Annotated in this window: 5 protein-coding genes; 1 reads left to right on the top strand and 4 read right to left on the bottom strand. The window is 74.9% G+C overall.

Annotated elements, in window-relative coordinates:
* Positions 1 to 78: 78 nt before the first annotated feature.
* Complete coding sequence (locus tag RIN80_RS08965) at positions 79 to 2751, bottom strand: LuxR C-terminal-related transcriptional regulator (protein WP_309094988.1); 2673 nt, start codon at positions 2749 to 2751, stop codon at positions 79 to 81.
* Between the two features lie 225 nt (positions 2752 to 2976).
* On the opposite strand from RIN80_RS08965, the gene RIN80_RS08960 reads away from it, so the two are divergent.
* Positions 2977 to 3810: a class II glutamine amidotransferase gene (locus RIN80_RS08960; protein ID WP_309094987.1), complete on the top strand. Its 834-nt coding sequence runs from the start codon at positions 2977 to 2979 to the stop codon at positions 3808 to 3810.
* Positions 3811 to 3828: 18 nt separating this feature from the next.
* Here RIN80_RS08960 and RIN80_RS08955 read toward each other — a convergent pair whose 3' ends face one another.
* The 3 genes from RIN80_RS08955 to RIN80_RS08945 all read right to left on the bottom strand — a co-directional run bounded on the left by RIN80_RS08955 (position 3829) and on the right by RIN80_RS08945 (position 6770).
* Positions 3829 to 4338: an O-acetyl-ADP-ribose deacetylase gene (locus RIN80_RS08955; protein WP_309094986.1), complete on the bottom strand. Its 510-nt coding sequence runs from the start codon at positions 4336 to 4338 to the stop codon at positions 3829 to 3831.
* On the bottom strand, positions 4335 to 5744 hold the full coding sequence (locus tag RIN80_RS08950; RefSeq protein ID WP_309094985.1) for an NAD(P)/FAD-dependent oxidoreductase: 1410 nt from the start codon (positions 5742 to 5744) through the stop codon (positions 4335 to 4337). The genes RIN80_RS08955 and RIN80_RS08950 overlap by 4 nt, the downstream gene beginning before the upstream one ends.
* Before the next feature lie 180 nt (positions 5745 to 5924).
* Complete coding sequence (locus tag RIN80_RS08945) at positions 5925 to 6770, bottom strand: inositol monophosphatase family protein (RefSeq protein WP_309094984.1); 846 nt, start codon at positions 6768 to 6770, stop codon at positions 5925 to 5927.
* Between the last annotated feature and the right edge of the window lie 73 nt (positions 6771 to 6843).

Below are 6843 nucleotides of genomic sequence, written 5' to 3'. Positions count from 1 at the left end.
CGCGCCAGTGGCTCACGCAGCCCACCACAGCGGTGGCGCCGCCCGTGCCTCACCCCTGGCGGGGGAACCGGGGCGGGGTCACAGGAGCCCCTCGTCGCGGGCGCGGCGGACCGCCTCGGCCCGCCGGCTCACCCCCAACTTGCGGTAGACGCTCTTCAGGTGGGTCTTCACGGTGTTCACCGACACGTGCAGGTCGGCGGCGATCTCCTCCGTGGAGAGCATGTCGGCCAGACGGTGCAGCACGTCCCGTTCCCGCGCGCTCAGGTCCTCCACCACCAGCTCCGGTGCCGGGACGGGGGTGGCGCGCCCCGCGACCCGGTACCGGCCGGGGCCGCGGACGAGCCAGCCGCCGGCCAGTTCGCGCGGCCGGCCGGTGCACAGCAGCGGGCCGAGCCAGGGGCCGGCCTCCAGGAACGGGCGGCGCAGTCGCTCGCGCCGCCCGTCCAGGAGCGCACGGGCGACGAGCCGGCCGGCGGCGGCGTGGTCGCCGGCCTGGTGCGCGGCCTGGGCGCGGACCAGCGTGGCGCGGACCGTCACCGCCGGACCGCACCGGGCGTCCTCGGGCAGGCCGTCGAGCAGCCCGAGCGCCTCGTCGGTCCGGCCCGCCGCGAGCCGGACGCGGGCCGCCTCGACCGCGCACGCGGTCCGGTGGTGTGCCACCCGCTCCACGTCCTCCCGGGCCAGGTCCGGCTGTCCCTGGGCGAGGTGGGCGGCCGAGGCGAGCAGCGCGCTCTGCTCCTGCGCCCAGGGCGAGCCGACGTCCGCGGTGACCGGTTCGACTGCGGCGGCGAGCGCGGCCCGGGTGTCCCCGCGGGCCAGGAGCAGCCGGCCCCGGACGACGGCCCGGCCCGCCCGCACGACCGGGTCCTCGACGGCCGGGCGGGTCACGGCCTCGTCGTCGAGGAGCGCCTGTGCCTCGTCGAGTTCGTCGCGCTCGATGTGGACGGCGGCCAGCACCAGGGGGCCGAGGCCCGCCCCGGAGCGCTGGGGCAGGCTGTAGCGCTCCGCCTGGCCGGCCGCGGCCAGGGCCTTGTGCTCGGCGCGGCCGGGCCAGCCGTTGAGGTAGTCGATCAGCGCCAGATGACCGAGGGCCTCCCACCGGGGCAGGGCCATCACCGCTCCGTCCGGCTGCCCCGCGACCGCCGACAGGGCGGTGCGGGCGTCGTCGAACCGCCCGGCCCACAGGCGGGCGGAGCCGAGGTGGGTGAGGAGGAGGGCGGTGAGCTCCGGGTGGGCGTCGAGGAGCCGCGCGGGGATCCGCTGCCGCAGGAGCCGGGCCTGCTCGGCGGCGCGCTCGGCCCGGGCGGGGGAGCCGGTCAGCCGGGCGGCGAGCGTGTCGAGCAGTGCGAAGCCGAGCTGGGCCGGGGCCGGTTCCCCGCTGCCCTGGGCCAGATCCTCCCCCGCGTGGCGCAGATGGGTCAGTCCGTGGGCGAGATCGCACCGGCCCAGGTCGCGGGCGGCGCGCACCAGGTCGGCTGCGGGGCCCGTCACCTCGGGGCTCATCCGGGTGAACAGGGCGGACAGGTCCTCGGAGCGCAGGCCGGTGAAGAGCCGGCCGAGCGCGAGGTCGTCGACGACGGCCCGGACGGTGAACTCCCAGTCGTCCGCCGCGGCGCCCTGGACGAGCGCGTCCCGCAGCGCTCCCGATTCCCGCAGCCAGCGGGCGGCCCGGCCGCGCAGCTCCGGCTCCAGGCCGGGGCGGCGTTCGCGCAGATGGGCGCGGAGGATCTCGGCGAACAGCGGGTGCAGGCTGTACCAGGAATGACCGAGGTAGTGGACGAAGGCGTTCTCCCGGTGCAGCGAGGCGAGCACGGGTTCCGCGTCCGTGCGCCGCGTCAGCGCGTTGACCAGGTCGGGACAGAACCGGTCGAGGACGCTGATGCGCAGCAGCAGGTCCTGGGTGCCGGGTGTCTGCCGGTCGAGCACCTCGGCGAGCAGGAAGTCGGCCACCGTGCTGTGGTTCGTCTCGAACTGCTTCGCGTACGTGCCGGGGTCCGTGTCCCGCTGGGCGGCCAGGGCCCAGAGCCGGAGCCCGGCGGCCCACCCCTGGGTGCGCTCCACCAGGGCCTGCACGGCGCCGGTGGGCAGCTGCAGGCCGTGGTGGGACAGCAGTGCGCCGGCCTCGTCGGTGGTGAAGGCCAGCTCGGCGTCCCGGATCTCCGTCATCTCGCCGGACGCGCGGTAGCGGTGCAGCGGCAGCAGGGGTTCGGTGCGGGTGACCAGCAGCAGGCGCAGGCCGTGTCCGGCGTGGTGCAGCACGAACTGCAGCTGCCGCGCGATCTCGGGAGAGGTCACCCGGTCGAGCTCGTCGAGGACGACGACGGTGGTGTGGTCGCGCCGCTCCAGGTCGGCGGCGAGGCGGGTCAGGGTCCTCGGGTCCACGCGGCCGGCCTCCGCGGGGCAGCCGACCTCGGCCGCCACCGGGATGCCGGCGGCCCGCAGCGCCTCCAGGAGGTACGCCCAGAAGACCCCGGGGGCCTGGTCGGCGGTGTCGGCGGTGAGCCAGGCGACGGGTTCGCGCAGACCGGCGGCCCAGTCCGCGACCAGGAGGGTCTTGCCCGCGCCGGCGGATCCGTTGACCAGGGTCAGGGGCGTGTGGAGCGCCTGGTCGAGGTGCCGGACCAGGCGCGGGCGGCGCAGGAAGGTGGCGGGCCGCCGCGGCAGTGCGAACCGGGTGCGCAGCAGGGGATCGCCCGTGGGGTCGGCGCCGGCCGGAGCCGGCTCCGCATCGGTCTCGTCGGTCACGGCCATGGAGCCCCCAGTGCGTGCCGTCCGCCGGTTCACGAGCGGTCCCTCGTGCCCGCTCAGCATCTCTCCGTTCACTCCCCCGCGCACGCCGCAGGCGATGAGCGCCGCCGGCCCGACCACCCGCCGCGGGCGATGCGCCCCCGTGGCGTCCGGGGGTCGACTGAGGGGCCCGCACACCGTCCAGGAGCCGCGGGGCACACCCGGCGGCTCGGAACCGGAGTACCGATCATGTGCCGCTGGCTCGCCTACTCGGGCACCCCCGTACTGCTCGACGACGTCCTCTACCGTCCGCAGCACTCGCTGATCGACCAGAGCCTGCACGCGCGGATGGGGGTGGAGACGACCAACGGCGACGGTTTCGGCGTCGGCTGGTACGCCTGGCACCTGCGCACACCCGCAGTCATCCGTGACACCGGGCCGGCCTGGAGCAACCGCAATCTGCGGGAGATCGCCGACCACGTCCGCTCGCCGCTGTTCTTCGCCCACGTGCGCGCGTCCACCGGGACCGCCGTGCAGCAGACCAACTGCCATCCCTTCCGTCACGGACGCTGGATGTGGATGCACAACGGGGCGATCACCGGGTTCTCCGCGATGCGCCGGGATCTGCTGCTGACCGTCGACCCGGAGCTGTTCCCGTCGCTGGAGGGCACGACCGACTCCGAGTTGATGTTCCACGTGGCCCTCACCTTCGGCCTCGACGGCGATCCGCCGGGCGCGGTGGCGCGGATGGCGGGTCTCGTCGAGCGTCTGGGGGAGGAACACGGAGTGGCGGAACCGCTGCAGATGACCATCGCGGTGACCGACGGCGAGCGGCTGTGGTTCTTCCGCTACTCCAGCGGCGGCAATTCGCGGTCGCTGTACTTCAGCAGCCGGGTGGAGGACGTGCGTGCCCTCCACCCCGACCTCGCGTTCCTCAAGCACATCTCCGACGACACCCGCCTGGTGGTGTCGGAGCCGCTGGGCGATCTCCCCGGTGTGTGGAACGCCGTGCCGGAGAGCAGCTACGGCGTCGTCCAGCCCGGCCGGGACCTGCTGCGGCACTTCGAGCCGGAGCCCGTGTGAGCCGCCCTGGGGGGTGTCTCAGCCCAGCCGGGCGGCGAACACCCCGTACGCCTCCTCGCCGAACAGCACGAACCTGACCCGCTCGACCGCCGTGCCGGCCGCCCGGACCGTCTCGACGGCGATGCGGGCGCCGTCGTCCACCGGCCAGCCGTAGACACCGGTGGAGACGGCGGGGAAGGCGACCGTGCGGGCGCCGAGTTCGTCGGCGACGCGCAGCGACTCGCGGTAGCAGGAGGCCAGGAGGTGGGAGCGGTCCTCGGTGGTGCTGAAGACGGGGCCGACGGTGTGGATGACCCAGCGGGCGTCGAGGTCGCCGGCGGTGGTGGCGACCGCCTGGCCGGTGGGCAGGCCCTTGCCATAGTGCGACGCGCGGAGCTTGCGGCACTCCTCCAGGATCGCCGGGCCGCCGCGCCGGTGGATCGCGCCGTCGACCCCTCCCCCGCCCAGCAGCGAGGAGTTGGCCGCGTTGACGATCGCGTCGACGCTCTCGCGGGTGATGTCGCCCTGGACCGCTTCGATGATGGTCATGTCTGCCTCAGTCGCTTCCACACGGCCTTCGCCGCGTTGTGTCCGGACATGCCGTGCACGCCGGGGCCCGGCGGGGTCGCCGACGAACAGATGAAGATCGCCGGGTGGGGCGTGTGGTACGGGAACAGGGTGAGCTTCGGGCGGAGCAGGAGCTGCAGGCCGGAGGCCGCGCCGGTGGCGATGTCGCCGCCGACGTAGTTGGCGTTGCGGGCGGCGAGTTCGGGCGGGCCGGCCGTGGCACGGGCCAGGACACGGTCGCGGAACCCCGGCGCGAAGCGCTCCAGTTGACGCTCGACGGCGTCGGTGAGGTCACCCGTCCAGCCGTGCGGGACGTGCCCGTAGGCCCAGAAGACGTGCTTGCCCTCGGGGGCGCGGGTCGGGTCGACGACGCTCGGCTGGGTCGTGATGAGGAACGGCCTGTCGGGAACCCGGCCCTCGCGGGACGCCGCGCGCAGGGCCGCGCCGATCTCCGCGCTGTCCGCGCCGATCTGCACCGTGCCGGCGATCCGGGCCTCCTTCGCGGTCCACGGGACGGGCCCGTCCAGCGCGTAGTCGATCTTGAACACGCCCGGTCCGTAGCGGTAGCCGGCGTAGTGGCTGCCGAAGCCGGCGATACGGGCCAGGGCGGTGGGCGAGGTGTCGAAGACGTAGGCCCGGGCCGGCGGCAGGTCGTCGAGGCGCTTGACCTCGTAGTCGGTGTGGACCTCGCCGCCGAGGTCGCGCAGATGGGCGGCGAGGGCGTCGGAGAGCGCCTGGGAACCGCCGCGGGCGAGCGGCCAGCCGCGGGCGTGCGCCGCGAGCGCGAAGACCAGGCCGACGGCGCCGGTGGCCAACCCGCCGAGCGGTGCCATGACATGGGCGACGAGCCCGGCGAACAGGGCCCGGGCCGGCTCGTCGCGGAAGCGGCGCATCAGCAGGGTCGACGGGGGCAGGCCGGTGAGCCCGAAGCGGGCGAGGGTGACCGGGTCGCGGGGCAGCGCCGTGAGCGGCAGGGACATGAAGTCCCGGACGAGCGTGTCCCACTTGGGCAGGAAGGGCTCGACCAGCCTGCGGTAGGCACCGGCGTCGCGCGGTCCGAAGCTGGCGGCCGTCTCGCCGACCGACCGGGACAGCACGGCCGCCGTGCCGTCCGGGAAGGGATGGGCCATGGGCAGCTCGGCGTGGAGCCACTCCAGGCCGTACCGCTCCAGCGGCAGGGCGCGGAACGCCGGCGAGCTGATGGCGAGGGGGTGGGCCGCGGCGCACGGGTCGTGCCGGAAGCCGGGCAGGGTGAGCTCCTCGGTGCGGGCTCCGCCGCCCACGGTGCTCCTGGCCTCGAAGACGGCGACGGAGAAGCCGCGCCGGGCCAGCTCCACGGCCGCGGTCAGTCCGTTCGGTCCCGCACCCACTACGACCGCATCGAGCATCGACGGCACCTTCGGACCCCTTCGTCAGCCGATGGCCACTGGGGATCAGGATATGCCCGGGGACGGACAGTCACCGGCCGCGGGGGATGTTCGCCCGGGACGACCGGTTTGCGACGGCGGCAACCGGCCTTCGAGCACGCCGGGTCACCACCTGTGCGCACCACGCGACGACTTGGGCCGTCAGCCCCCGCCCGCCAGCAGCCCCGCGATCCGGCGGGCCGTGGCCGCGTCCCGGGCCGCGGTGAACGGCAGGGCGTTGCCGCCCGTGATGCGGAACGGCTCGCCGGTCAGGGTCAGATGGGCGCCGCCCGCCTCCTCGACGAGGAGCAGACCGGCGGCGTGGTCCCACGCCGCCTCCCAGGAGAAGGCCGTGGCGTCCGACTCGCCGCGGGCGATGGCCAGGTACTCCAGACCGGCCGAGCCGCAGGCGCGCGGTGCCACGCCCTCGGTGCGCAGGCCGAGCAGGGCGTGCTTCTGCTCGTCCGTCGTGTAGTCCGGGTGGGAGGTGGCCACGCGGAGGTCGCGGCCCGGCTCGGGGACGCCGGCGAACAGCCGCTCGCCGTCGAGGTAGGCGCCCTTGCCCCGCTGGGCGGTGGCGAGCCGGTCGCGGGCGGCGGCGTAGGTCCAGGAGGCGAGGAGGGTGCCGCCGTGGGCCAGTGCGACCAGGGTGCAGAATCCGGCCTCGCCGCGCACGAACTGCCGTGTGCCGTCGACCGGGTCGACGATCCACACCGGGGCGTCGCCGCGTATCGCCTCGTAGGAGGCCGGGTTGGCGTGGACCGCCTCCTCGCCCACCACGACCGAGCCGGGCAGCAGGGCGACCAGCGCCTCGGTCAGGTACAGCTCGGCCTTGCGGTCGGCGTCGGTCACCAGGTCGTGCGGCCCGGCCTTCTGGTCGATCTCGTGCGCGGCGAGCCGGCGCCAGCGCGGCAGGATCTCCGTGGCCGCGGCCTTGCGGATCGCCTCTTCGACGTCGGAGGCGTGCCGGGCGAGAAACTCTTCGATGGTTTCGTTGCTGTCGATCACCCCTCCATCACAACACGCGCCGCTGACAATCCCCACCCGCGGGGTTCACCCCGGGTGGCCCCGCGGTGAACAC

The sequence above is a fragment of the Streptomyces sp. genome, assembly GCF_031181705.1.
Classification (GTDB): Bacteria; Actinomycetota; Actinomycetes; order Streptomycetales; family Streptomycetaceae; genus Streptomyces.
This window is presented reverse-complemented; position numbering and strand designations above follow the sequence as displayed.